The sequence below is a fragment of the Streptomyces sp. NPDC059456 genome, from assembly GCF_042750055.1.
Lineage (GTDB): Bacteria > Actinomycetota > Actinomycetes > Streptomycetales > Streptomycetaceae > Streptomyces.
Genome location: NZ_JBHYVA010001118.1, coordinates 1 through 1,351 on the forward strand (window position 1 = coordinate 1; position 1,351 = coordinate 1,351).

The window sequence follows — 1,351 nt, forward strand, 5'->3', positions numbered from 1 at the left end:
CGGCGTTTGTATACCCTAACCTACCCGGCCCCAAATACACCCCCGGGCCGGGGGGCCAGGTAGTCGTTTCTCGAACACCTAAAACGCACGCGGCGAACCCGTTGCCCAAACGCACCGTTGACGCCATGCCACTCCCCCCGCAGCACACCCCACACCGCACCCCACAGCACACCCCACTCCGCAACCCACGACCCGCCACACGGGCCGCCGCGCACCGCACCCCGACGGCCAGGCTCCGGCCCGCCGCCCTCGTCCGCGCCTGCGGAGGCCCCCGCTACGCCGTCGCCGTCGCCGTGGACGCGCTCGGCACCGGCCTGCTGCGCCCGTTCCTGCTGCTCTACGGGGTGACCGTGCTGGGCCTCTCGGCGCCGGCCACCGGTACCGCCATGACGGCCGGCATCGTCGCGGGCCTGGCGTGCATGCCCGCGGTGGGCCGATGGCTGGACCGGGGCGCACGCAGCACCGTCGTCGCGGCGTCGATGCTCGTACGGGTACTGGGCGTGGCACTGCTGCTGGCCACCCCCGCGGGACACGTCGGGCCGTTCGCCGCGGCGGCGCTCTTCCTCGGCATCGGCAACCAGGCGTGGCCGGCCGCCCACGCCGCCCTGGTGGCCACGGTCACCCACGGCCGCGAGCGCGACGCCGCCCTCGCGGCAGGCCGCGCCCTGCGCAACGCGGCGCTGGGGGTGGGCGCCCTGGTGGCCACGGCGTGCCTGGCGGGCGGCGCCACCGCCCTGCAGGCCCTGGCGGCGGTCACCGGACTCGCCTACCTCGCCGCCGCGGCCCTGGCCCGGTCGGTCGGTCTCCGCGCGGACGGGGTCCGGGTCGCGGACACCGGCGACGGGCCGGCCCCCCGGGCCCGGATGCGCGCACTGCTCGCCGCCAACGTCGTCTACGCCTTCTGCCTCAACGTCCCCGAAATCGCGCTCCCGCTGGTCCTGGTGACGCAGCTGCACGCGTCCCCGGTGTGGTCGGCCGCCATTTTCGTGGCCAACACGGTGCTGGTGGTCACCCTCCAGGTCCCGGTGACCGCCGTGCTGTCCCGCTTCCCCCGGCGCACCGTGATGGCCCTCGCCGGCCTCGTCCTCACGGCCTCGTACGTCGGCTTCCTCGGGGCCACGTCGCTGGGACACGGCTGGGCTGCGCCGGCGGTGGCCGCGGTGTCCGTGGTCTGCACCCTCGGCGAGATCGTCTACGCCGGCAGCGCCACCGCCCTGGCCACCCACCTCGCCCCGGCCGGCGCCCTGGGCCGCACCCTCGCCCGCTTCGAACTCTCCACGGGCCTCGGCCTGGCCGTCTCCCCGGCAGCCATCACCACCCTGGCCCCCCACGGCCCCGCCGCCCTCTGGAC

The 1,351-nt window shown here is 76.2% G+C and carries 1 protein-coding gene; it reads left to right on the top strand.

All coding sequences use genetic code 11. The features are described from left to right. Positions 1–125: 125 nt before the first annotated feature. On the top strand, positions 126–1,351 hold a 1,226-nt coding region (locus ACFXA3_RS42605; RefSeq protein ID WP_385196928.1), incomplete at its 3' end, for an MFS transporter.